Source organism: Chitinophaga sp. GbtcB8 (assembly GCF_019091455.1).
Lineage (GTDB): Bacteria > Bacteroidota > Bacteroidia > Chitinophagales > Chitinophagaceae > Chitinophaga.
Map to the genome: position 1 here is coordinate 126,089 of NZ_JAGXJN010000006.1, position 23,216 is coordinate 149,304.

General features: G+C 44.9%; 20 protein-coding genes. 16 read left to right on the forward strand and 4 right to left on the reverse strand.

Features of this window, described 5'->3' with window-relative positions; genetic code table 11:
* Position 1 precedes the first annotated feature (1 nt).
* The 6 genes from KVT36_RS08890 (at position 2) to KVT36_RS08915 (ending at position 9,168) form a co-directional block, all read left to right on the forward strand.
* Entirely contained in the window at positions 2 to 1,906 is a 1,905-nt protein-coding gene (locus KVT36_RS08890; RefSeq protein WP_217603139.1) for a glycoside hydrolase family 97 protein, read from the forward strand.
* Between the two features lie 110 nt (positions 1,907 to 2,016).
* Positions 2,017 to 4,458 carry an ABC transporter permease gene (locus tag KVT36_RS08895; RefSeq protein ID WP_217603140.1) on the forward strand — a complete coding sequence of 814 codons (2,442 nt, stop codon included), beginning with the start codon at positions 2,017 to 2,019 and terminating at the stop codon, positions 4,456 to 4,458.
* A 448-nt stretch (positions 4,459 to 4,906) separates the two neighbouring features.
* Positions 4,907 to 5,638 (forward strand): ATP-binding cassette domain-containing protein, encoded by a 732-nt coding sequence (locus tag KVT36_RS08900; RefSeq protein ID WP_217603141.1) that lies wholly within the window; start codon positions 4,907 to 4,909, stop codon positions 5,636 to 5,638.
* Between the two features lie 14 nt (positions 5,639 to 5,652).
* Positions 5,653 to 7,536, forward strand: a complete 1,884-nt coding sequence (locus KVT36_RS08905) for an NACHT domain-containing NTPase (RefSeq protein ID WP_217603142.1) — start codon at positions 5,653 to 5,655, stop codon at positions 7,534 to 7,536.
* Between the two features lie 147 nt (positions 7,537 to 7,683).
* Complete coding sequence (locus KVT36_RS08910; protein ID WP_217603143.1) at positions 7,684 to 8,649, forward strand: DUF6602 domain-containing protein; 966 nt, start codon at positions 7,684 to 7,686, stop codon at positions 8,647 to 8,649.
* A gap of 114 nt (positions 8,650 to 8,763) precedes the next feature.
* Complete coding sequence (locus tag KVT36_RS08915; protein ID WP_217603144.1) at positions 8,764 to 9,168, forward strand: hypothetical protein; 405 nt, start codon at positions 8,764 to 8,766, stop codon at positions 9,166 to 9,168.
* A 9-nt stretch (positions 9,169 to 9,177) separates the two neighbouring features.
* Here KVT36_RS08915 and KVT36_RS08920 read toward each other — a convergent pair whose 3' ends face one another.
* Both KVT36_RS08920 and KVT36_RS08925 read right to left on the reverse strand, forming a co-directional pair.
* Positions 9,178 to 9,558 (reverse strand): hypothetical protein, encoded by a 381-nt coding sequence (locus tag KVT36_RS08920; RefSeq protein ID WP_217603145.1) that lies wholly within the window; start codon positions 9,556 to 9,558, stop codon positions 9,178 to 9,180.
* Positions 9,559 to 9,574: 16 nt separating this feature from the next.
* The gene (locus KVT36_RS08925; protein WP_217603146.1) at positions 9,575 to 10,147 is read right to left on the reverse strand and encodes an RNA polymerase sigma factor; all 573 of its coding nucleotides are present in this window, start codon (positions 10,145 to 10,147) and stop codon (positions 9,575 to 9,577) included.
* A gap of 137 nt (positions 10,148 to 10,284) precedes the next feature.
* Here KVT36_RS08925 and KVT36_RS08930 point away from each other — a divergent pair, with 137 nt between their 5' ends.
* The 7 genes from KVT36_RS08930 (at position 10,285) to KVT36_RS08960 (ending at position 18,982) form a co-directional block, all read left to right on the forward strand.
* Positions 10,285 to 10,635 (forward strand): DUF6249 domain-containing protein, encoded by a 351-nt coding sequence (locus KVT36_RS08930; RefSeq protein WP_217603147.1) that lies wholly within the window; start codon positions 10,285 to 10,287, stop codon positions 10,633 to 10,635.
* A 30-nt stretch (positions 10,636 to 10,665) separates the two neighbouring features.
* Positions 10,666 to 11,589 (forward strand): polysaccharide deacetylase family protein, encoded by a 924-nt coding sequence (locus KVT36_RS08935; RefSeq protein WP_217603148.1) that lies wholly within the window; start codon positions 10,666 to 10,668, stop codon positions 11,587 to 11,589.
* A 61-nt stretch (positions 11,590 to 11,650) separates the two neighbouring features.
* A complete protein-coding gene (locus KVT36_RS08940; RefSeq protein ID WP_217603149.1) occupies positions 11,651 to 12,232 on the forward strand; it encodes a Crp/Fnr family transcriptional regulator in 582 nt (193 codons plus the stop codon).
* Positions 12,233 to 12,277: 45 nt separating this feature from the next.
* Positions 12,278 to 13,096 carry a DUF2306 domain-containing protein gene (locus tag KVT36_RS08945; protein ID WP_217603150.1) on the forward strand — a complete coding sequence of 273 codons (819 nt, stop codon included), beginning with the start codon at positions 12,278 to 12,280 and terminating at the stop codon, positions 13,094 to 13,096.
* A gap of 48 nt (positions 13,097 to 13,144) precedes the next feature.
* Positions 13,145 to 15,214, forward strand: coding sequence for a hypothetical protein (locus KVT36_RS08950; RefSeq protein ID WP_217603151.1), 2,070 nt, complete (start codon positions 13,145 to 13,147; stop codon positions 15,212 to 15,214).
* A gap of 124 nt (positions 15,215 to 15,338) precedes the next feature.
* Entirely contained in the window at positions 15,339 to 17,780 is a 2,442-nt protein-coding gene (locus KVT36_RS08955; RefSeq protein ID WP_254639916.1) for an ABC transporter permease, read from the forward strand.
* Positions 17,781 to 17,875: 95 nt separating this feature from the next.
* Entirely contained in the window at positions 17,876 to 18,982 is a 1,107-nt protein-coding gene (locus KVT36_RS08960; protein ID WP_217603152.1) for an acyltransferase, read from the forward strand.
* 99 nt (positions 18,983 to 19,081) lie between these two features.
* Here KVT36_RS08960 and KVT36_RS08965 read toward each other — a convergent pair whose 3' ends face one another.
* Together KVT36_RS08965 and KVT36_RS08970 are read right to left on the reverse strand one after the other, a co-directional pair.
* Positions 19,082 to 20,455 (reverse strand): alpha-L-fucosidase, encoded by a 1,374-nt coding sequence (locus KVT36_RS08965; protein WP_217603153.1) that lies wholly within the window; start codon positions 20,453 to 20,455, stop codon positions 19,082 to 19,084.
* A 168-nt stretch (positions 20,456 to 20,623) separates the two neighbouring features.
* A complete protein-coding gene (locus KVT36_RS08970) occupies positions 20,624 to 21,073 on the reverse strand; it encodes a cupin domain-containing protein (RefSeq protein ID WP_217603154.1) in 450 nt (149 codons plus the stop codon).
* A gap of 304 nt (positions 21,074 to 21,377) precedes the next feature.
* On the opposite strand from KVT36_RS08970, the gene KVT36_RS08975 reads away from it, so the two are divergent.
* From KVT36_RS08975 to KVT36_RS08985, 3 genes are all read left to right on the forward strand, one after another.
* Positions 21,378 to 22,037 (forward strand): bifunctional 2-polyprenyl-6-hydroxyphenol methylase/3-demethylubiquinol 3-O-methyltransferase UbiG, encoded by a 660-nt coding sequence (locus KVT36_RS08975; protein ID WP_254639917.1) that lies wholly within the window; start codon positions 21,378 to 21,380, stop codon positions 22,035 to 22,037.
* A 123-nt stretch (positions 22,038 to 22,160) separates the two neighbouring features.
* Positions 22,161 to 22,565 carry a VOC family protein gene (locus KVT36_RS08980; RefSeq protein ID WP_217603155.1) on the forward strand — a complete coding sequence of 135 codons (405 nt, stop codon included), beginning with the start codon at positions 22,161 to 22,163 and terminating at the stop codon, positions 22,563 to 22,565.
* 43 nt (positions 22,566 to 22,608) lie between these two features.
* The gene (locus KVT36_RS08985; RefSeq protein ID WP_217603156.1) at positions 22,609 to 23,112 is read left to right on the forward strand and encodes a DinB family protein; all 504 of its coding nucleotides are present in this window, start codon (positions 22,609 to 22,611) and stop codon (positions 23,110 to 23,112) included.
* The last annotated feature ends 104 nt before the right edge of the window (positions 23,113 to 23,216 follow it).

Genomic DNA, 23,216 nt, shown 5'->3' on the forward strand with positions numbered 1-23,216 from the left:
AATGAGCGGAACTAATTATCTAAGCAAGGCTTTTAAATATGCCGGTTTTATTTTTTGCTGTTTATGTACAGGTGTTGGTTATGGGCAGTCGCCAACAAAGGTAACTTTCTCATCGCCGGACAGTAACCTGGTAGCTAAGTTTTACCAGGTGCAGGAAGGGAAGGGTAAAACCATGTATTACGAGGTAAGCTATAAGGGCAAAACCGTAATACGCCCGTCTGTACTGGATATTCTGCTGGATAATCATTTATCAGAAAGCGCCATGGCGCTAAAGGTAGATACGTTTACCCCCTGGACATCCAACCTGGTAATACAACATATTACCCGGCAACAGCAGGATACCAGCTGGATACCGGTAACAGGGGAGCGGTCGGTAATACGCGATCATTACAATGCCGTTACCATTGCCATGGAAAAAGCAGGTAACCCGGTGTATCATATGAATATAGAAATGCGGGCCTACAATGAGGGCATTGCCATCCGCTATTACTTTCCGCTAAATGAAAAAGGAAGCTATTACCACGTTACGGCCGAACATACCGAGTTTGCTTTACCCGCTGGCAGTACTGCCTTCCATGCTTTATGGGGGCAGGCTGCCTACCGGGAGCTGCCTTTGAAAAACTGGCCTGGTGAAGCAGAACGCCCACTCACCTTAAAGCTGCCCAATGGCTTATACGCCTGCCTGGCGGAAGCGCAGATGGTGGACTATGCAAGAACCAAATTTGCCTTACATCCGCAAAAGCCTAATACCATTATAACGGCTATGTATACACCGGCCGACCTGATCTCACCTTTTGCAACGCCCTGGCGGCTGATCATGGTGGCTGAGCAGCCTGGCCGTTTAATAGAAAATGATTTTGTGCTGCTGAACCTGAACCAGCCAACCGGTATTAAGGATCTGAGCTGGATAAAACCCGGCAAGATCTTTCGGGTAATGTCGCAAACAACCGCTGATGCCAAAGCCGGTATTGACTTTGCGGTAAAGCGCCACCTGCAGTATATCCTGTTCGACTGGAAATGGTACGGTCCTGCCTTTGATTTTAATGCAGACGCTACCAAAGTAGCGATTCCCGATTTTGACCTGCCGGGTATCATACAATACGGGAAGGAAAGAGGTATTGGTGTTTGGTTATATGTAAACCAGCAGGCATTGCTGAAACAGTCCGACTCACTATTCCGGGTATACGAACAATGGGGCGTAAAAGGCGTAAAATTCGGCTTTGTGCAGGCAGGCTCCCACCGCTGGACCACCTGGCTGGAAGAAATGTTTAATAAAGCAGCCGGAAGCCATATGATGGTAAATGTGCACGATGACTGGCGCCCTACCGGTGAGCAGCGTACCTGGCCCAATTTAATGAGCGCAGAAGGCATTCGCGGCAACGAGGAAATGCCGGATGCCACCCACAATACTATTTTGCCCTTTACCCGTTACATTGCCGGCGCCGCTGATTATACCATTTGTTATTATGATCCGCGCATAAAAACCACACATGCGCATCAGCTGGCGCTGGCAGCCATTTATTACAGTCCACTGCAAACCCTTTACTGGTATGATAAGCCGGAGCTGAGCAAAGGAGAGCCGGAGCTGGAGTTCTGGGATCATATACCCAGCACCTGGGATGAGACCCGGGTGCTGCAGGGAACCCCTGGCCAGTATATTTCCGTAGCCCGCAGAAAAGGCGCGGAATGGTTTGTAGGCACCATTACTAACAATAACGCACGTACGCTGCAGCTGGCGTTTAACTTTTTACCGGCCGGGAAAACTTTTACCGCTAAGTTCTACAGTGATGATCCTGCGGCTGATACACCTACTAAAGTAAGAACGGAACAACGTAACGTTGATGCAAATACGATCTTGGACATCAAGCTGCCTGCCTCGGGCGGGCTTGCAGTGTGGGTGTATTAAAACCGGACACTCCCTATCCAGAAACGGACATATGCGTTTATTTTTTATTTCTTATAAATTGAAAAATAATATCATAAGATCGGGCATATAATTCGTTTATATTGATCCCTATGTTTAAAAGCTACTTCAAAATAGCGTGGAGAAATCTCCTGAGAAATAAGATCAATGCATTTATAAACATTGCCGGCTTAGCGCTTGGTATAAGCGCCAGCATGGCCATATACCTGGTGGTGAGCTTTGAATTGAGCTATAAGAAGGGTTTTCCGGACACAGAGCGGATCTACCGCGTGGTTTGGGGTAACTCAGGCGCTGTTCCGGATCCTGTTGCTTCTGCGCTTAGGGATGAAGCAGGCAGCCTTAAAACGCTTGTCCGTTTTCATAACTACGATGCTAAAGTGGCTGTACCCGGTAATGAAGGAACCGGAAAGCTGTTCGATTATCCGCAGTGGGGCAGAGAGAGATCGGATATCGTTATTGCAGAACCGCAATACTTTTCCATTTTCAAATATCAGTGGCTGGCCGGAGATGCTGCCACCGCGCTAAGCGCTCCTTTTTTAGTAGTGCTCACGGAAAGCAAAGCTTATAAATATTTTGGCAGGCAGCCTTTTGAGGACATGATAGGGCGGACCATTGTTTATAATGATTCCTTGACGCTAACCGTATCAGGCATTGTAAAAGATCCTGCTAAGAACACTGTGTTTCCTTTCCGGGATTTCATTTCTTTCATGACGGTAGATCACAGCTTCCTGAAGAACGAATTTCGCTTTAACAATTGGGAGGAAGCAAATATCGGCGCCCAGACCTTTGTTAAGCTAAGAGAAGGCGTTACTGCACAGAGTTTTAATTCCCGGCTTGCAGCATTTGCCCGCCGCCATTTATCGAAAAATGCATTGAAAGATGGGACCTTACAGTTACAACCGCTGTCAGATATGCATTTTAACAGCAATTATGCGGACCTGTACTCACCCAGGGTACACCTGCCAACCCTGTATGCGCTGATGTTGATTGCCGGGTTTATACTGCTTGCTGCAGTCATTAACTTCATTAACCTCTCTACTGCACAATCCATGGTAAGGGCGCGGGAGATCGGCATACGCAAAGTGCTGGGCGGCAACCGCTTTGGCGTTATGATCCAGTTCCTGAGCGAAACCTTTATGCTAACCGTGTTTGCAGCAATAGTGGCCTTGCTTTGCCTGCCGCCGCTTTTAACTCTTTTCAGATCAATGATACCGGATGGCGCCGGCCTCCGGCTTTTTCAGCCTGCCACGCTTATCTTCCTGCTGCTGATCACAATAGTTACTACACTGCTTGCGGGCTGGTATCCTGCACGTGTTTTATCCGGCTATTTACCCGTTACCAATCTGAAAGGCGACACCGGCCCAAAGAACCACCGGCAGGAATACCTGCGGAAAGGACTGGTGGTTTTCCAGTTTACCATTTCTCTGGTATTTATGATAGCGACGCTGGTCATTGGGAACCAGGTGCGTTTTATGATGAATAAGGATATGGGCTTCACGAAAGATGCTATTATTACGGTAGACAAAAAGAATATGGCTTCCCACAGCCGGCATAACATACTGGTAGAAAAGATCCGGCAGCTGCCGGAAGTGGAAATGGTAAGTGTAAGCGATGGTACTCCTGCTGCTGTAGAGCATTTCCATTTACCGCTTTCCAACAAAGGAACGCATGCAGAATGCCAGCCAGAGTGGGTGGATACAAACTTTGTACCCTTGTACCAGCTGAAGCTGAAAGCAGGCCGTAACCTCCAGGCTTCCGATACCATGCGGGAAATGCTGATCAACGAAACAGCTGCAAAGGCATTAGGATTTGCTTCGCCGGAGCTGGCCGTTGGTCAGCTGGTAGAGACCATTGCCATTGACGTTAGTACCGGCAGCGTACGAAATGTACTATGCCCTGTTGTTGGTGTGCTGGCTGATTTTCACCTGCAGTCATTGCACACCGCCATTAAGCCCACCTTCTTTAGCACCAGTAAGGAATTTTCCTGGTGTATAAACATTAAGCTCAGTAATATCAGCCGGCAGCCGGGTCACCTGAAAGCAACGCTGGAAAAAATTGAACGGATCTGGACATCCGTTTATCCCGCTGAAGTGTTCCACTATGATTTTTTCGATGCCACCGTTGCCCGCTTCTATGAAAATGAGCAGCGTACCGCCCGGCTTATAAATACCGCTATGGTAATTGCCATCTTTATTTCCTGTATGGGATTATTTGGCCTGGCGGCATTCACGGCAAGACGGCGTATAAAAGAAATTGGTATCCGCAAGCTGCTGGGGGCCAGTGTAGCCAACATTGTGCTGATGCTGAATAAGGAATTCATCCTATTGATCATGATCGCCATCATCGCCGCGGCTCCCTTTGCCTGGTACCTGTTGAATAAATGGCTGGAGAATTTTGCATACACCGTTAATATAACCTGGTTTACATTTTTACTGGCCGGTACTATAGCGATTGTAATAGCCCTGGCAACAGTAAGCCATCTGGCTATCAGGGCTGCAACTATGAATCCGGCTAAGAGTTTGCGGACGGAATAGTTTGCGGCAGGCGTGTTGCCCTTATTGCTATCTTCGAAGGCATTGGCCTTAATGATTTCCCTACCGCATCGAAAAAAGAAAGTCCTGGATAAACGCCGCTTATAAAAAGAATGTCAACCAATGAGGCGTTTAAATACTGCTGGAAAAAAAGGATACTCCTTATTACCTGTTGAGATAACACTAAGCGATGTTTTCGGTGAAATATTATACAAGGTGCAGGAGAAGATAACCCGCATGTGTTTGATATGAAGGCGTTACCGGCAGGCGTTACTTTGTTACGCTGGTAAATAGGAGCAGGCGGTTTACGGTAATGTGTTAAAAGATGTGAGGCAAGAGGAAAGTATATATTGAATAATAATTATATTACAGTGTTTTATCCTTAGATTGATTGATGATACCCAAAGATTTCTTACCTTTTAAAAGAATGAAATGATTAATCCCAAAACCAATGGCTTTAATTTCGGTGCAAAATGTGGACATATTTCAAGGGAATAGCCTTATTCTTAGCGACGTATCTTTCAAGATAAATAAAGGGGAATTCATTTATATTGTCGGTAAGACCGGCGCAGGCAAGTCATCTCTTTTAAAGACGCTTACTGGTGAGATATCTATCAAAAAGGGCAAGGTTAATGTTGGCGGTTTTGAAGTCAATGAATTAACTGAGACATCGCTTCCCTTTTATAGGCGCGAAATTGGAATAGCAAGTTTTGAAAGCCCAATTCTTGATGTTCCTTGCAGTTTTCACGATATCTTTATCACTGCGCTTAAAGCAGCGGGATGGCGGGACTTAAAGCTGATGAAAGAAAGAATTCACACTGTTTGCTCTGATTTTGGTGTTCAAAAGTTTCTCTATAGAAGACTAACGGAATTATCGATGGGCCAATATTACCAGTTTAGAATAACACTCGCATTTCTTAATATGCCCAAAGTCATCTTTCTTGATGGTATAAGTAAGTATTTTGACCCGGAAACGAATGAAAACTTAATGCAGGTATTTATTAGCTATGTCAAAAAATGGGAGTGTACTATACTGATGGCTACACATGATTATATTTCTATTAACCGATATCCGAATCGGCTTTTAACAATTTCAAACGGTCAATTATTAGATGAGGAGGATCCGGAATATTATTCCAAAATTGAAACCGAAGTAAAAAGCATTATTTATGTTTTCGATTAAATAAACTGAAGCAAATGAAAACATTAAGCATAACCTCATTTGGTGATGTAAAGACTTCAATCAATAGTCTGAAAATTAATTTAGAACCTCTTTTAAAAGATCGTAAAGACGAGGTAAACAATTTTTTTGACGTAACGGTAAAAAAATATTTTGAGACTCAAGGATCACGTATTTCTACTCTGAAAACAATTTTGCACAGAGCGCATCCAGTTTATTTTTTTGATATCTATCACCCCACCTCCTTACGATTTAAAGGTGACCTTCAGGAGTCAGGAACGGTTGAACAATTGTTCCGGAAAAGAAATTTTATTGCAGTAATAGGAGAAGCCGGAAGCGGAAAAAGCATGCTGGCGAAATATATTTTTCTTACCGCTATAAATGAGGCAGACCGTATACCCGTTATTGTGGAGCTAAGATACCTCGATGCAGACAATAAGGACCTCTTTCAATATATTAGCCATATACTGGAACGGAAATTGTCGCAGGACCGGAATATATTAGAAACACTGTTGAAAAATGGGAAATTCTTAATTATACTGGATGGATTCGATGAAATGAGTGGTGCCAGCTCAGTTAAAATTACTGACTCAATCAACAAGTTCGTTGAGGATTTCCCGCATAATTACTATTTATTACTCTCCCGGCCTTATGCGAACGCAGAATTATTACCGGGGTTTTCAAATTATACAATAAACCCATTGAGCTTCCAGGAAATTGAAACTTTTATCAAAAAACAGAGCATGGATTCGGAACTGGCAGAGAACGCCATACAATCCATCAAAGAGCAGCAATCAGATGTTCTTACCTCATTCCTTCAAAATCCACTTTTGCTTTCGCTTTATCTTCTTACCTACCAAGGAAATTCAAATATCCCTGCGAAAAAGTCCATTTTTTACAGGCGGGTCATTGATGCGCTTTTTAAGGAACATGACAGTTCGACAAAGTTCGGTTTTGAACGGTCACTAAAATCAAAACTTAGCCAGGAAAATATTGAGGCATTACTTCAGTCTTTTTCATTTGCGTCTTATTGTGATGGTAAATTCAGCTTTACGAGGGACTACGTTAATTACCTCCTGTTAAAGATAAAGGACACGCTAAATATTCCGGATTTTTCTGTTGCTTCACTTGTTGATGATTTAAAAACAGGGATTTCCCTTTGGCTGGAAGAGGGAAATAGTTTTTATTTCACACATCGCTCTTTACAGGAGTACTTTGCTGTGATGTATCTGAGAAGGATTAGGATACGGAAAGAAAATATATATGAAATCATTCAGAAGAATATCTGCAGTAAAGGAGCCGTAAATGAAACAAGAAATTTCCTACTTCTCCTTAAGGAAGGGGAAGAGTATGATTATGTCAAATACTTACTATTACCTAACCTTCAGTTAATAAGGTCAAAACTTACTGATAATGCAATTCCTTCAGCACCGATAGCCCTTTTTTTGAGTAAAATAACCGTTTATGAGAACATCAGAAGTGTAAAATTCATTTTGTCCAGGGCAAGCAAGCCTTATGCCTTTATATTTGACATAATTGATTTTAATATCATCAAGGCATTTGAGGGTTTTTTACTAAGTGTGGAAATACAGGATTATTTTATAAACAAGATCATCAAAGCAAAAATGGAGGCTCGCGATGATATGATGTCAAAAGAGCCAAAAACAAATGAATTTATCTTTGATATACAGTCAGAGGAATCTTTCATTTTGTTAACCAAGTTTTCTGCTACAGACGAAGGAGAGCAATCTATTGCTTCCTTTTACGAAACATTGAACCGCGAAATCGAAAACGCGCAACAGTTCATTAAAGAATATGAACAGGAAGAAAGCCTTGCCATAGAAATGTTGCTAAACAAACTTTCTCCTCCAAATTCAAATAATAGCTCCCCGAAATCATGATGCAATAGCAGTGCATTTCAGCCAAAAGGATTTTGTAGCTCATTGCAACTAATACGCTATTGCCCAAATAAACAAACCTGACGCTGACCGAAGACCAGTAACTACAAAAAGTAGATACCCTTTTAATCACCAGATAACCAATAAGACATGTCATCAATCGGAAGATTTCATCTACATACATTTTTTGATGAAGATGCCAAGACTCTTATCAGTGCCAGGCAAAAGGGCCTTGCAATTCATAGGACTAAAAATATTGATGCTGCAGGCGATGAAATCGAGCTTCCTATCAGGGACATTATTCGCCGCCGTTTACCTGTAAATTACTATATCGGTCATGGACATATCGTGGATGCGAGTCTCAACACCAGCGGACAATTTGATGTTCTAATTGCAGATAACAAGGGGTCTCCCGTGTTGTTTAGGTCTGAAAATTCGACCGATTACCTTACCTATGAAAGTATTTACGCCATTGGGGAAATAAAATCTACTTATTACAGGTCAAAACATTATGTAAGCGAATTTGTGGAGAAGATCAGGATAGTCAACCAAGGGATGAGCCGGGCCAAAACTCCACGGGACCAGTTGACGCAGGACTTAATTTTTTCAGGCGACGGTGCAGTGGAGATTATCAGCAGTGACCCGCGCCCGTATAAAAATCCACTTTTCAAGTTTATGTTTTTTGTCGATAGCGGAGATTTGGATCTGACAGCGTTGTATAATGACCTGAACAAGGCTGACAACAGAGATTGCCCAAACCTTATTTGTTTTCTGGACAGGGGAGTGATTCTCAAAGCAGAAGCAAAAAAAGGGGATACTTGGGATATTGGCAATATTGTCTTTTATCCCGAGTTCATTGACCCCGGCAGAGGAACAGACTATCAATGGCTTTTGTATGAGTTTGATGTCCGCACCACAGCAGCTTCCACCTTAGCTTATCTTGTTTATATGCTAAATGAGCATGTCAGTAGCTCCATGGTATTAAAGCCAGATTTGCTCAAATATCACAGTAATATGTTTGTCGTTAAACAGGGGATTGTGATTGGCTCCAACTCAATTGTCATCAATAATAGCATAACAACTAGCAATGATGACCATTTCAGTAAATGTGACTGACTTACCTTTACGATCTGGATGCATCCATGGCGACCGGGGAATGAGAGGAACTCTTATCTTTTTTGCCATTCTCGCTTTTTTTTCCTATATTCAGTATGAAGTTATTTACCTGTCATGTCAAAAGAAGCACAGATAAAAGCGGTTTTAGAGGATTATCTAAATGCTGAATCCTCCCTGAAAGAATGTGCTCAGGCAAGAGAAGAGACACTGATAAGATATAATCACCTCACTGAAGAACATCATCCTCCCGGTAACAGCTATAACACGCATACAGCAGCCCCCATCATAAGCGCCTATGAAGAAATAAAAAGCCTGGATAAGACTATTGAAGATACCCGGTACAAGCTAAATGAGGCCACTGCAAAAATAAAGGAGTATATACATGCCCTGAAAGAACGGCCGCTTGAAGTACAATTTGCATTTGATTCGCTGAACCACCGGGCCGGCGCCCACCAGTTTTACCTGGAAAATGACGAATTAAAGGTTAGGCATTTATCCGCGAAAATAGAGGAGCTTTAGAACCGGATTTCATACCGCTCTGTCTCTTCTGACCAGGTATTTATCCAAAAACATCAATCCCAGCAACACATTCAGAAAAAGCAAACAATTAACAGTTTTACGGTTAAAGTACTGGCCGATATCCAGCGTGCTAACATCAACGGCTAAACGGAATTTGCCCGCCGCAGACCAGTTAAAAGAGGGGAGGGCATACACCACAGCAGCGGCTATCAGCAGCAGGAAGAACAGCCCCGTTCCATACACTACCTTTTTATTGAGATAGCTGCGGGATGCAGGTGCAATGCGTGTTCCGGCAATAGCGCCCATTACTTTTTTAGAAAAGTCAGGGGAGGGAGGGCTAAGCTCCAGGTCTTCCCGTAAATGTTTTTCTATATCAAAACGTTTCTCCATATCCGTTCACTTAACACTAATTTAAGATTTCTTTTATTTCATCTGCAAAATATAGCTCCAGCTTTTCTTTGAGCCGTAACCGCGCCCGGTGCAGCTTCACCTTCACCGCATTGGAAGTAAGGCCCATGATAACACCTATTTCCTCAATACTTTGCTCTGCTTTATAGAAAAGAGTAATGATCGTTGCATCATCTGCGCTTAACAGCCCGATCACATGATTGACCAGCAGGTGTGTGGAACGTTTTTCCGTTGGATCAGCACCATTCCCGGTATGTTGTGCATGCACCGTTCCAGGATCCAGGGGATCCATGCGGGGCTTTACCTTTCGTAAAAAGGTTTTGGTGGTATTCATGGCAATGGTGCACAGCCAGGTGCTGAATTTGGCATCCCGCCTGAAATCTGCCAGGGAGCGGTAAGCTTTCACAAATACATCCTGGGCTATTTCTTCCGCATCCTCGCGGTTGCGGGTGTAACGTAACGCAATGGTAAATACAAAGTGCTGATAACGTTTTATCAATTCCTCAAAACTTTGCTGATCACCTTGTAGTACCTGGTTGATAATTTCAATGTCATCCATTCCTGCGTGCATAGATGAGAGGTATGACTACAATTATAACCCGGAGGTTACACTACAATTTAAAATAATTAGGGCGTTTCCTGTAACCTGATCTTTTTAGCGGTAGTCAAAGCATGTACAAACTTAATATTCACAACAAACACCTTATCATGAACAGTAATGAAATGTTGACGGCCGTACTGGTACCCCTGGCCGCTATGGCCTTAGCTTTCGGGATTATATACCTCCTCAGGAAAGAGAACCTGGCTATGATAGAAAAGGGCATGAACCCTAAAATAGACCGGCCGGCCCCTTACACCAACCTAAAATATGGTTTGCTGCTTACCGGCGGTGGGTTGGGCTTATTGCTGGCATATCTCATAGATGTTGCCGTGCCGGCCATTAACGGAGAAGATAATGCCTCTATTTATTTTGCCCTTATTGCTATCTTTGGAGGCCTTGGCCTTATTGCATCTTACCGCATCGAAAAAAAGGAGCTCCTGGATAAACGCCCGGAATAAGCGGTTCACCTCACCCCTTAAAAACAGCTCATGAAAACCTTGCTGCTTGTGTTCATTCTTTTACTACCCTTTACTGCACCTGCTCAGTCTAAGAAAATACTGGCAGAAAAACTGGGATACCCTAAAGACGCTAAGCTCTTGATCATTCATGCGGATGATGCCGGTGTATCCCATTCCGTGAATGCCGCTATCATTGCTGCTTATGAAAAAAAGGCCATCAGCTCCGCCGCTATTATGGTACCCTGTCCCTGGTTCCCTGAAATAGCCGCTTATGCAAAAGCGCATCCCGAGCTGGATTGGGGCATCCATATTACCTTAACCGCTGAATGGAAAAACTATAAATGGGGCGGTGTGTCATCCTCCAATGAAATCTCAAGCCTCCTGGATAAAGATGGGTATCTCTATGCTTCGTTGGAAGAATTTAAAAAACATGCAAAACCGGAAGAAGTGCGGAAGGAGATCCGGGCGCAGATCCGGAAGGCAATGGCTGCCGGCATCAAATTAAGCCACCTGGATACCCATATGGGCAGCGTGTATGCATCACCGGAACTGGTAGAAATATATCAGCAGGTGGGCAAAGAATTTCATTTGCCGGTATTGGTGCCAATGAATATGATACAGATAATGGCTCCGCAAATGCTGCCCTATATCGACACTGTAAATAACGTGATCGTTGATCAGTTTATAACGGCCTATAAAGCCGCTCCGGCGGATCAGTGGCATGTGTATTATGACCAGGCGCTGGACCGGTTAAAACCCGGGCTGAACGAGATCATCTTTCACCTGGCGTATGATAATGATGAAATGCAGGCCGTTACCATTGAGCATCCTGATTTTGGTGCTGCCTGGCGGCAAAATGATTTCAATTATGTGACCAGTGACGCGTTTAAAACACTGCTTGAAAAAAAAGGGTTCCGTGTTATTACCTGGAAAGAGATCCTCACATCGCTATAATGATGCCACCTCATTTGAAAATCTTTAAATTTGGAGAAAATCTGTCACCTAATTTCTCCCCATGACCTCTTATTACGATACCTTATTCGCCTATATCGCCCGTATCCTGGAGCTGCCGGAGCATGACCGGATCTCCTGCCGGGAAACCTTCCATCCGTTGACAGTGCCTAAGGATACGCTGCTGGAAACAGCTGGTAAGGTGCCCTTATACCATAACTTTATTGTTTCGGGTTATATGCGGAAGTATTATATCAATGAAAAGGGAGAGGAAGTAACCAGTGACCTGAACGATGGACCCCGTTTTTTCACCTCTTACATGGCATTCGTTAATCAAACGGTGTCCAATGAATACCTGCAATGTATTACGGACTGCGAGCTGCTGCGTATTTCCAAGCCGGATGCCGACCGTACGGCAGGCACCAGCTATACCCAGAAGGATTACACCATCCGGCTGTTCCACCAGGTACAGGAAGAGTACCTGGAACGGATAAACGATCTGGCCAACCTGACAGCAGAGCAGCGTTACCTGAAATTCCTGGACAGGTCGCCCAATATTATGAAACATGTACCGCTGAAATATATCGCCTCTTACCTGGGTATCAAACCCGAAAGCCTTAGCCGTATCCGGCGGGAGATTTCCTAACAATTGTTAAGTGGATTTGGCTGCGCAGCGGATATTTTTGCGGTTATGCTTACATATCTGCTAAAAGCCCCTCAGGCGGTGGCTGCAAAAACCTTGCAGTGGGCCGTCCGGAGCTGGTTTGCCGTTTTTTTCGCAGGGCAACTGATCTTTGCCTCCTATATTATCCTGCTCTACTGGTGGTCCGCAGCACAGGGGCGCCTGGAGCGCTGGAATGCTGCAACACCGCATTTATATGTTGAAGGCGCCCCTCTGCACAATGCAGTATTTGCGCTGCACATAGCAGCAGCAGCGCTCATAAGCCTGCTGGGGCCTTTGCAGCTGCTACCGGCCATCCGGCGGTATGCACCGCGGTTTCACCGGCTTAGCGGACGTTTTTATATCTTCTTTGCCTTTGCTATCGGTATCGATGGGATGCTGCTGGCCTGGCGGAAGGGATCAGTGGGCGGAACTATGGATCATGTTATTATTTCCATCAATGCACTCATTATCCTGGTATGTGCTTATTATACTATCCGGTACGCAGTAAAACGTGAGCTGGCAATACATAACCGTTGGGCTGTGCACCTGGTTCTGGGTATGAGCGGGGTATGGCTGTTCCGTGTTTTTCTCATGTTGTGGCTGGTAATTAACCAGGGGCCGGTTGGCTTTGACCCGGATACATTCACAGGCCCTTTCCTGACCACATTAGCCATTGCAGTATACGTATTTCCACAAGTGATCGTATGGGGGTATTTCCAGGCGTGGGAGGCAGAGGCTGCCGGGCCTAAATGGATCTTTTCCGCTGTGCTGTTATGTATTACCCTGGGAATGTTGACCGGTGTTTTTGCTGCAACCATGGGAATGTGGCTGCCACGGATCAAATGATAGGGAAGGTGGGAAAAACATTTTATCTTGGGTGGCTAAACCCACGTCATGAAGTTTCTCTTGTTACCCGTGATCTTCTTATTCATAGCTGTTGCAACCATTGCACAGGCAAAGGTAGATCTGAAGAATTATAAACAGGCCAATGGTGCTGTGGTTACCCAACAGGGTCAATTGCTGGAGATCAGCTGGCCGGCAGGCAATTCGCTCAAAGGCAGTATAGTGCTTGATCTGGCGCCCTCGCGGCCGCTCTTTAAAACGATATCGCTTGGCAGGCAGCAGATCACTGCCGGTGTAGATCCGGCTTTTGTGATGACCATTGGCGAAAGGGATCTGGTGTCCCAGAACGGCTGGAATATTTTCTTTGACAAGGTGCCCAACAAGCCGCATCAAACTTATCCGCTGACACTTAAAAAAACTACTGCTGCGGTAAGAACGGAGGGCAGCCGTACTATAGCCAGCATTGGCCCGGTTACGGCGGAGCAATTTTCCGGCACGCTGGAAATTACGTTCTATAATGGAAGCCCTCTGTTCAATATCGCTGCTGTGATCAGCACGGAAGCACAAGCAAAGGCTATCATTTTCGATGCCGGTATGGTAAGCCCGGAGCCCGACTGGCAGCGTGTTTCATGGATGAACACGGGGGACAGCCTGCAACAGACGCGGGTTATTCCCAGTGATACTGCACGCAATCTTGCCGTGAAATACAGGGCCATCGCGGCAGCTGGAAAACAGGGCGCCATGGCCATTTTTCCACCACCGCATCAATATTTTTATCCGCTGGATGAAGCCTTTAACCTGGATTTTACCTGGTACGGCAATCAATACCGGCAGCTGGTAAACGGCTACGGCATTGGCATACGGCAGGAGCTGCAGGGCGATAAACGCTTCGTGCCCTGGTTCAATGCGCCACCGGGTACCAAACAGCGGCTCAATTTCTTTTGCTTGCTCAGCCAGGATAACGATGCGGCAGCATTCACTGCCCTGAAAGCGTTTACCCATAACGACCGGTACGCAGTATTGCCGGGATTCAAAACCATGTCCAGCCATTTTCATAACGAGTTTGTGATGAAAGTTATGATGGCAGGAGGGCCTGTGCCGGAACATCCTGAGTTCGTAAAAGTTTTTAAGAATATGGGGGTGGACATTGTGCACCTCGCAGAATTTCACTACACCGCTGATCCCAGGGGGCCGGATGAAAAGCGGCTGCCGCAGCAGAAAGCGCTTTTTGAATTATGCGAAAAGCAGTCAGACGGTAAATTCCTGCTGCTGCCAGGCGAGGAACCCAATGAATTTTTCGGTGGCCACTGGCTGGATCTCTTCCCACGGCCGGTGTATTGGGTAATGTCCCGTAAGCCGGACCAGCCTTATGTAGAAGAAAAACCCGGTTACGGGAAAGTATATCATATCGGGAACAAGGAGGAAATGTTGCGATTACTCCAGGACGAGCGGGGACTGGCATGGACCGCACATCCACGAACAAAAGGCTCTGTGAATACACCCGACAGCTACAACCACGAAGCCTTCTTTTTGTCTGACCGTTTTATGGGAGCTGCCTGGAAAGCCATGCCCGCAGATCTTTCACAGCCCCGCCTGGGAAAAAGGGTGCTTGATCTGATGGATGACATGAATAACTGGGGCACAAAAAAGACCGTCATCTGTGAAGCAGATCTGTTCACCATTACACAGCGCAACGAGATGTATGCGCACATGAACGTGAACTATCTGATGCTTGATAAGCTGCCTGCTTATAAAGACAGCTGGCTTCCCATCCTGGATGCCATGCAGCACGGACGTTTCTTCGGCAGCACAGGAGAAGTATTAATGCCGCTGCTGAAGATCAATGGTCATATTTCCGGCGATAGCCTGCAGCTCCCGATCAATGGTATTGCCACCATTGATCTGCAGCTCCGCTGGACCTTTCCTATGAACTTTGTGGAGATCATTTCCGGCGACGGTGAAAAAGTGTACCGCGATAAAATAGCGCTAACTGATACAGAGGCATTCGGGGAAAAAAGTTTCCGGTTCAGCAGCAAACTGGCCGGCCGGAAGTGGGTGCGTGTGGAAGCCTGGGATGTTGCCGCCAACGGGGCTTTCAGCCAAACGTTCTGGTTAAGGTAATGGATCATTTCCCAGGAAGTAAGGATCTCCTGCACGCGGTCCGGGATCGTACACGCCTGTCCGTAACCGGACATAATTCTATGAGTGATGATTTTTATTGTGTTGAAAATCAATCGTTTTTGCTTTGGTATATTCATTGAGCCGTAAGATCTTTTTACTGCCTATGTTTAAGAACTATTTCAAAATTGCCATCCGCAATCTTACACGCAACAAAGCATATGCTATCATTAACGTAGCCGGGTTAAGTATTGGCCTGGCCTGCGCCATGCTGATCTTACTCTATGTGAAGGATGAAGTCAGTTTTGACCGGTTCCATACAAACGGCTCCCGTATTTACAGGATTGTTACCAGATCTGTTCATAACGGCGTAGCATCCAAACAGTCCAGTACAGGCCCGCTGCAAGGTCCCCGGTTCACACAGAATGTTACGGGCATCAGATCGTTCGTACGGGTTGTAAGCGGCAATGAGGATTTTAAAAAAGGCACTGAGGTGGAAAGCCGGGAGCTCCTGCGGGTGGATCCCAATTTTTTTTCGGTCTTTAATTTTCCATTGATCGATGGCGATAAGAAGACCTGTTTGATACAACCCCACTCTATAGTGCTTACCAAAGACGAGGCAAAAAAACAATTTGGCAGTGCGGATGCTGTGGGCAAAATACTGATGATGCGGGAAGATAGCGCCTTTGTACCCTATAAAGTAACCGCAGTAACCGCTAACTGCCCGCAGAACTCATCCATTCAATACAAGATCCTGCTACCCTTTAAGGAAACAGCAGCAGAAGCAAAGAATAACGAAAACTGGTTTAGCTATTACCTGAATACATTCGTGCTGTTAGATGACCATGCCAGCCCGGTAACCGTATCAAACCAGATGCAGCGGTTCTATGAAAGAGATGCTTCGGAAATTTTCAAAACCATGAATGCCAGATACGGTACTAGCGGGGATGCACAGATGGATACTTACTTCCTGCAACCTTTCGGGGACATGCATCTGAGTACAGAGCTGCCGGCACAAAATGGCCTGCAGAACGCCAGCAACCCGATGTACGCTTACATTCTTTCATCTATTGCATTATTTGTGCTGCTGATCGCATGTATCAATTTTGTGAATCTGACTGTTGCGCGATCCGTTAAACGGGCAAAGGAAATAGGCATCCGAAAAGTGGTTGGAAGCGACCGGCGGCAGCTTGTGATACAGTTTTTGGGTGAATCTTTCCTGTTATGTGCAGTGGCCTTTACCATGGCCATTCTCCTGGCGCAGATCATATTGCCGCTCTTTAATGATCTTGCAAACAAACGGTTATCACTAAGCTATCTGCTGGACGGAACCCTTGTTAGCGGGTACCTGTTCCTGTTTATCATAACAGGGTTGCTTGCCGGCTTTTACCCGGCACTGGTGTTATCCGGCTACAGACCCGTTGAAACGCTCTACAGCAGGTTTAACCTGAAAGGCAAAAGTTATTTGCAAAAATCGCTGGTGGTATTACAGTTTACCCTGGCTTCGTTCCTGATCATTGCCACCTTCACCATTTATGCGCAGTTCAGCTTCCTCACCAAAACACCCCTTGGTTATGATGACAGCAATATTGTGATGGTCAATAAAAACAATATGTCACATGCAGAGGCAGCAACATTTAAAGCGGAGCTGCTGAAGTATCCGGGTATTGAGTATGTAGCCCCCAAAAATGGCGGTTCGTGGGCTACTGCTGCCAGGCTGGAAAATGATTCCGCTATCAACTACTTTGCGTATGAGACGGTGGATGAATCCTATCTCAAAACCTTAAAGATCCCGCTGCTCCAGGGCCGGAATTTTTCCGCTGATTTTCCGTCTGATTCCGTTCATTCCATCCTGGTCAATGAAGCATTTGTAAAGCAGGCCGGATGGGAAAACCCCATCGGAAGATCCGTGATCTTTAACTTCGATAATAACAGGGTTTACCAGGTGATCGGCGTTGTAAAAGATTATCATTTTACTGCGCTTAATCAGAAGATCACGCCGCAGCTTTTCACCATGAAAAATGCCAATCCATACGGGACCTTCTATATTAAGATCCGGCCAAATGCAGTCACCGCAAGCCTTCGGTATATTCAACAGGCATTTAAACAATTCTTTCCGCTTAGCCCCTACACTTATACCTTCAGGAATGAAGCAAACCTGAAAAGCTATGAATCGGAAGCCAAGTGGAAACAGATCATCCTGTTTGGCGCCCTTCTTACTATTTTTATTTCCTGCATCGGCCTGTTCGGGCTCTCTGTTTTGTCTGCGGAAAAGCGCACCAAGGAGATCGGTATAAGGAAGGTGCTGGGTGCATCTGTTCAAAGCATTGCCGGCATTCTTTCAAAGGACTTCGTGAAGCTGGTGCTCATTGCCCTGGTGATTGCCGTGCCCCTGGCCTGGTTTGCCGCAAATAAGTGGCTGGAAAATTATCCTTACCGTATTACGCTAAGCTGGGCAATGTTTGCTTTTGCGGCAGGACTGGTGATCATGATCGCCCTTTGCACGGTGAGCTTTCAGGCTATTAAGGCGGCGCTCGCTAATCCCATTAAAAGCTTAAGGTCTGAATAAATACAATTACCAGTAAAAATTGTCAGCTTATTATTACATCTTTGTCCCCGCATTGTCAAATAATTTAGCATCAGAAACGTCATTGAATATTGCGCATGTACGAACAAAACGGGGTATCAGGTCTTAACGCTACCAAACAACATTTTAAAATACTGGATGGCCTTCGGGGATTAGCAGCGGTTGCAGTTGTTATTTTTCATTTTATGGAAATAGCCGTACCGGATTACAGCAACAATTTTATTGCGCATGCTTATTTGGCCGTTGATTTCTTTTTTTGTCTTTCGGGTTTTGTGATCGCTTATGCCTATGATCAGAAATTACTGAAGATCGGTGTTGCGAACTTCTTTAAGCTCCGGCTGATCCGCCTGCACCCCCTGGTTATAATTGGGGCAGTTATCGGGATCATTGCATTTATTTTTGATCCGTTCAGCGATCTTTACCAGCATTATTCCGGTAACCTGGTTACGATGTTCCTTACATCCTGCCTGATGATCCCTTACCCGGTAGTACCTGAACGTTATTTTAACCTGTTCCATCTCAATCCTCCAACCTGGTCTTTATTCTGGGAATACGCTGCCAATATTTGTTATGCTTTTATCCTGATCAGGGTACGTAATAAATTACTATGGATCCTGACTGTCATTGCCGGCGTTGCACTCTTTTATGAAGCGCACCGTTCAGGTAATTTAAGCGGAGGCTGGGGCGGCAATAACATCCTTGGCGGCTTTATCAGGGTATCCTATTCTTTCCTGGCAGGCATCCTGGTATATCGCTCAAAGTGGATCATTAATTCAAAACTGAATTTCCCTGCTGTCGGCATATTGTTGGCTGTTGTATTTTTAGTTCCCTTCAGAGAGCATTTAAATCCCATCGTGGAGCCGCTTATTGTGATCTTTTACTTTCCATTCCTGATCGCACTTGGAGCGGGCGCACGGTTAACAGCATCAACAACCCGTGTTTGTAATTTTTCAGGGGAGATCTCTTACCCGCTTTACATGGTGCACTATCCCTTTATATGGATCTTCTTTAGCTATGTTGAAAAATACAAGCCGGCCATGAGCGAGCTGACTATTGTTATTATCATAGGTGTGATATTGCTGATTGCCTTTGCCTATTTGGTGATGATCTTTATTGACATTCCGGTTCGTAACCGGCTGAAGGGTTTGTTGAGAAAGAGTGTACCGGTTAAGGGGAATAGCTGAGGAAAGCCCTCACCCCTTAAAAACCACTTCCCGCTCACTCGCGCGCCGCACAAACGATCATATATTTTGTGATACGGAACATAAGGGGTGCAATTATGATTATAAACTACCTTTTACTTCCAGTTCAATAACAGTTGCAATGGGGTCAGGGCTTATCCCGGAAATGCCAATATCCATTCCATTGCCGGAGGCAGCTATTGGCAGCTTTTTCCCGTTTGCCAGTAGCTTGCAGGCCACTACGCTGTTTTTGATCCCGTCAACATGCAGTGTTCCGCCGGCCGGAATATTAAATACGGAAAGGTAAAGGATGGTATTTCCGTTATGTTCTTTTTTAGTGCAGCGACCCCATGAGAGCGAAGGCAGGGGGCTTTTTTGCGTTGCATGAATGGCATCGCCGTTCTTTTCCATCCAGCTGCCCATTCCCTTCAGGATCTCAACGCTTTCCTGTGGAAAAGTTCCATCTGCTTTGGGTCCTACATTCAGCAGGTAATTCCCGCCTTTTGAGGCAATATCGATCAGGTTCCTTACCAGCGTTTGTACGCTCTTCCATTTATCATCAAAACTTTTATATCCCCAGGTGCCGTTCATGGTCATGCATACTTCAAAATCTTTTCCGGCCATGGCTTCAGCAGGAATGTGCTGTTCCGGCGTTACAAAATCACCGGGATAATTGGGCCGTTTCAGGCGGTCATTGGTGATGATGGCCGGCTGCAGCTTCAGCACGGCTTGCAGCTTCTCCGCAAATTCATCTGTCATATTCGTGGGTGTATCCCACCAAAGCACCGCTACATCTCCATAATTGCTTAATAATTCTTTCACCTGTGGAACAGCTACCTTGTTGATATAATCTGACATGGACCGGCTGGTCTGAACAGGATCCCAGTGCCCTGTATGTTCTTTCGTATAGGCGTCTATTTTAGTGGAGTCCGGGTTGTCCCAACCTTCCGAAGCTACTTTCCTGGCAGCTGCACCACCCGGGTTGTTCCAATCCTGCGCCTGCGAGTAATAAAAGCCCAGCTTAATACCATACTTTCGGCAGGCCGATACCAGCGGTGTTAGCACATCTTTTCCGTATGGAGTGGCATCCACCATATTCCATTTACTGGCCTGCGATTTGAACATGGCAAAACCATCGTGATGTTTTGCGGTGATCACGATATATTTCATACCGGCATCCTTCGCCATTTTTACCCAGGCATCTGCATCATATTTTACGGGATTGAACTGCCGGGCATATTGCTGGTATTCAGATATGGGGATCTTTGCCCGGTTCATGATCCATTCACCTCCGCGTTTTACCTGCTGGCCTTTATAATTGCCTGCAAGCACCGCGTAATCTCCCCAGTGAATAAACATACCAAAACGGGCCTCCCGCCACCATTTCATTTTCTGGTCATGGTCCGTATTCTGCTGGGCAAAAAGCAGCAGGGGTGCTAGAAAAAGCGCAGATAAGAAGATAGCTAGTTTTTTCATTTACGTGTATTTATGCAAACGTTAGCATAACATTTTAAAAAAAACGTGGGATTTTATTGAAAACTGAAATTATGGAGAAATCCATGATAAAAAAATATCCAATCTTCACCAATGGTGGTTCTTTTTTACCATAAGGGATTACAGGTAGCCATTATATAGGAAGGGTATTTATTTAGCCTTGGGCGTTTTTTCCGTTTTCCATTTAATAACATGGTACACCGCCTGAGTAGTGCCCACATTTTTAAGACCATGCAATTGATTCGATGCCTGGAAAATAACAGAACCCGGACCCACACGTTTGGTGATGCCGTTTACGGTAGATTCAACGGTTCCCTCTTTTATGATGATCAGCTCTTCATCAGGATGTTTATGCGGTGGATGAGGGGCCTCTCCGGGGTTCAGGGTAGTTACATGCAGCTCCAGCTCATCCAATGTGGGCGTGGGAGCCTGCAGGAACTGGCGCCTTTCTCCTGTTTTAGTAGCTTCTACTTTAATACTGTTCCAGTCATATATAGTAGACGATAAGGGGGCCTGCTGGTATTTATGCGCAATAATGGCCATCGGGATGCACATTACCAGTGCAGTGATACAAATAAGGGTTATTTCGCGTTTTGTCATAATGTTGGGTTTAGGTAAATTAATTTACAAAACATTGTTTACAACTTTGCAGGTAATTGTAAACAGATGGTACCGTACCCCGGAATGAAGAATAAAAAAGCCAGGCAGGAATGCCCGGCTATTTTTTAACCATATCCTATGAAAAACCTACGTAAAGGTATATACGACTTTCATCAGAGGGTGTTAACCGGTTGTTAAACAAAAAGCCGCCCGGAGGCGGCAGAGGATGGTTTGAGATCAGGCGGGTCGTTAACCGTATAACGGCATGTACATTTTATCCATGATAGCTTTAAAATTTGTAACTTTGTTGCAAAAATTAAACGGGATCATGGAAGATAATACCGCTAAGCCAGAGTTTTGGGAAGCAGCTTTTAATGAAAAACATGAAATGTGGGGCTTTGAGCCGGCAAAGTCTGCCGTATTAACGAAGGATCTTTTTGTGAAGGAATCAGTAAAAAATGTTCTAATTCCTGGCATTGGTTATGGTCGGAATGCACAGATCTTCATAAACAACGGAATAGCTGTAACAGGGATCGAGATCTCAAAAACAGCAATTGAAATGGCCGGAAAACATTATGGCGCAAATATGATCATCCATCATGGCTCTGTAACAGATATGCCTTTTGATAACAACAAATATGATGGCATATTTTGCTATGCTTTGATCCATTTGCTGGACAGTAATGAAAGGCTGAAGCTGATCCATGATTGTTATGCTCAGCTTTCTGAAAATGGCTACATGGTTTTTACAGTCATTTCAAAAGATGCTCATACCTACGGGCAGGGCAAATTTCTTAGCAAAGACCGTTATGAAATGTTTGGGGGTGTGAAAATGTTCTTTTATGATGCAGCCTCCATCCATGCAGAGTTTGACAGCGCCGGATTATTTGAGATCACAGAAATTACTGAAAACTATCCCTTCTTTTTAATCAAATGCAGAAAAGGCGGTAAGGGCAACAATTAAGATTTGGCAATGTCCGGAAATAAATGAAAATTGCCTCAAAGCTTATGCATAAAGAAACATTTAAAATGCATAACTTATCCTTCCATTTTTATATCCCTTTTTTAACCGCACAACAAATTTAATATGGCAAAAGTAACAGGCCTTGGCGGCGTATTTTTTAAATGCGATAACCCAAAAGGTATGAACGAATGGTACGCTAAAAACCTAGGATTGCCCACCAGCGAATACGGAACAACCTTTGAATGGCGGGAGGCCGGTGATCCCTCAAAAAAAGGATCCACCACCTGGAGCACCTTTCCGCAGGACACCAAATACTTCAATCCCTCAGCCAGGCCATTTATGATCAACTACCGGGTAGATGATCTCGTTACGCTGGTAGAGGAGCTGAAAAAGAACAACGTAACCATTGTTGATGAGATCGTGGATTATGAATATGGAAAATTCGTGCATGTGCTGGATCCGGAAGGGAATATTATTGAGCTTTGGGAACCCAAAGAGGATGCGGATCAGGATAAGGCGGAAGGGTAAGCCGGGCCTGCTTTTTAACCACACAACTCATTAAATACATTCTATGATATTGCAATACCTGATAGGAGAATTTGAGCATGAAGTAAACAACACGCGTAAATTGTTACAGGCAGTTCCTGAAAAAGACCTCAGCTATAAACCCTCGGAAATTTCCTGGACAATGGGTCAGCTTAGCCAGCATATTGCCACCATTTACCACTGGTATGTGGGCGCGCTCACCCAAGATGTTTACGATGTGGCTACTGATCCGCTTGAGCGGGGCGATCCTAATGATATTAAAGCTACGCTGGCGCTTTTTGAAAATAATGTTGAGAAAGCCAGGACTGCATTAAAATCACTTACGGAGCAGAAATTGCAGGACAACTGGATCATGAAAGCAGGTGAGCGGGTGATCCTGGGTCCCATGCCAAGGGGCATTGTATCGCGTGGATTTCTTTTTAATCATATTTATCACCACCGCGGTGAATTGATCGTTTACCTGCGCGCTACGGGAAATAAAGTGCCAGGTATGTATGGCCCCACCTATGAAGAAAGCCGGAAAAGCTAAATTGCTGCACCCCATCCTCCATTTCAGAGAAATGTATAAGTTTTGCCGTTAAATGTTCAAGTAAAGGAAGATGGTTTGAAAGAACTTTGTGTTATAAAAATTTA

Excerpts from the sequence above, each read along its gene's own strand:
- KVT36_RS08945 (WP_217603150.1), top strand. The coding sequence starts at position 12,278 with ATGCTTACATATCTGCTAAAAGCCCCTCAGGCGGTGGCTGCAAAAACC.
- KVT36_RS08985 (WP_217603156.1), top strand. The coding sequence starts at position 22,609 with ATGATATTGCAATACCTGATAGGAGAATTTGAGCATGAAGTAAACAAC.
- KVT36_RS08910 (WP_217603143.1), top strand. The coding sequence starts at position 7,684 with ATGTCATCAATCGGAAGATTTCATCTACATACATTTTTTGATGAAGAT.
- KVT36_RS08950 (WP_217603151.1), top strand. The coding sequence starts at position 13,145 with ATGAAGTTTCTCTTGTTACCCGTGATCTTCTTATTCATAGCTGTTGCA.
- KVT36_RS08930 (WP_217603147.1), top strand. The coding sequence starts at position 10,285 with ATGAACAGTAATGAAATGTTGACGGCCGTACTGGTACCCCTGGCCGCT.
- KVT36_RS08940 (WP_217603149.1), top strand. The coding sequence starts at position 11,651 with ATGACCTCTTATTACGATACCTTATTCGCCTATATCGCCCGTATCCTG.
- KVT36_RS08960 (WP_217603152.1), top strand. The coding sequence starts at position 17,876 with ATGTACGAACAAAACGGGGTATCAGGTCTTAACGCTACCAAACAACAT.
- KVT36_RS08970 (WP_217603154.1), bottom strand. The coding sequence starts at position 21,073 with ATGACAAAACGCGAAATAACCCTTATTTGTATCACTGCACTGGTAATG.
- KVT36_RS08900 (WP_217603141.1), top strand. The coding sequence starts at position 4,907 with ATGGCTTTAATTTCGGTGCAAAATGTGGACATATTTCAAGGGAATAGC.
- KVT36_RS08965 (WP_217603153.1), bottom strand. The coding sequence starts at position 20,455 with ATGAAAAAACTAGCTATCTTCTTATCTGCGCTTTTTCTAGCACCCCTG.
- KVT36_RS08980 (WP_217603155.1), top strand. The coding sequence starts at position 22,161 with ATGGCAAAAGTAACAGGCCTTGGCGGCGTATTTTTTAAATGCGATAAC.
- KVT36_RS08925 (WP_217603146.1), bottom strand. The coding sequence starts at position 10,147 with ATGCACGCAGGAATGGATGACATTGAAATTATCAACCAGGTACTACAA.
- KVT36_RS08905 (WP_217603142.1), top strand. The coding sequence starts at position 5,653 with ATGAAAACATTAAGCATAACCTCATTTGGTGATGTAAAGACTTCAATC.
- KVT36_RS08915 (WP_217603144.1), top strand. The coding sequence starts at position 8,764 with ATGTCAAAAGAAGCACAGATAAAAGCGGTTTTAGAGGATTATCTAAAT.
- KVT36_RS08935 (WP_217603148.1), top strand. The coding sequence starts at position 10,666 with ATGAAAACCTTGCTGCTTGTGTTCATTCTTTTACTACCCTTTACTGCA.
- KVT36_RS08890 (WP_217603139.1), top strand. The coding sequence starts at position 2 with ATGAGCGGAACTAATTATCTAAGCAAGGCTTTTAAATATGCCGGTTTT.
- KVT36_RS08920 (WP_217603145.1), bottom strand. The coding sequence starts at position 9,558 with ATGGAGAAACGTTTTGATATAGAAAAACATTTACGGGAAGACCTGGAG.
- KVT36_RS08895 (WP_217603140.1), top strand. The coding sequence starts at position 2,017 with ATGTTTAAAAGCTACTTCAAAATAGCGTGGAGAAATCTCCTGAGAAAT.